This window comes from Micrococcus sp. HSID17227 (assembly GCF_003989405.1).
In the GTDB taxonomy this organism is placed as follows: Bacteria; Actinomycetota; Actinomycetes; order Actinomycetales; family Micrococcaceae; genus Micrococcus; species Micrococcus luteus.
The window spans coordinates 1-670 of sequence record NZ_RBLN01000517.1 but is presented as its reverse complement, the minus strand read 5'-3'; the positions used below and the strand labels follow the sequence as shown (position 1 = coordinate 670).

Sequence of the window (670 nt, the reverse complement as noted above, 5' to 3'; positions counted from 1 at the left end):
CGCGCGCCAGGCGGAGGCCGACGCGGCCGCCGACGCCGCCGAGGACGCCCGGGATGCGGCGGAGGACGCCCGGGAGGCCGCGGCCGTGAGGAGCGCGGACCCGGAGACGGGGTCGCTGCCCGCCGTCGAGGTGGTGCGGCCGATCAACGGCGGGCCAGGGCGTCCGTGATGTGACGCTCGAGCTCCTCCTCCCCCGGCAGGTCCGGGAAGGAGCGCTCCTGCCCGTGGGCCACGTACACGAAGCTGGCCCCGATCCGTTCCAGCGGGATCCCGTGCAGCCGTGACCAGGCGAGCCGGTAGACGGCCAGCTGCAGCGACTTGAGCTCGAGGTCGCGGCCCCGCGGCACGGCGCCGGTCTTCCAGTCGACGAGCTCCCAGTCGGCCTCGGGGTCGAAGGGCAGGCGGGGGTCCCCGCCGGAGCGGTAGATCGCGTCGACCCGGCCCCGCAGCGTGATCCCGCCGACCGTCGTCTCGACCGGGGCCTCGACGAAGGCCGGGGTGCGCTCCGCCCAGCGCGAGGAGCGGAACCACTCCTGCATCGGGCCGAGGTCGAGGGCCTCGTCGACCCACAGGTCCGCGGCGTCCTCGGCCGAGTCGATGTCCAGCATGCCGGTGGCCCCGAAGCGCTCCTCGAGCCACGCGTGGAACGCCGTGCCGCGTCGCGCCGCGA

1 protein-coding gene is annotated in these 670 nt (G+C 76.0%); it reads right to left on the bottom strand.

The annotated features are described in order from the left end of the window. Positions 1-143 precede the first annotated feature (143 nt). A partial coding sequence (locus D8M29_RS13025; RefSeq protein WP_148111642.1) for a PD-(D/E)XK nuclease family protein occupies positions 144-670 on the bottom strand: 527 nt, incomplete at its 5' end.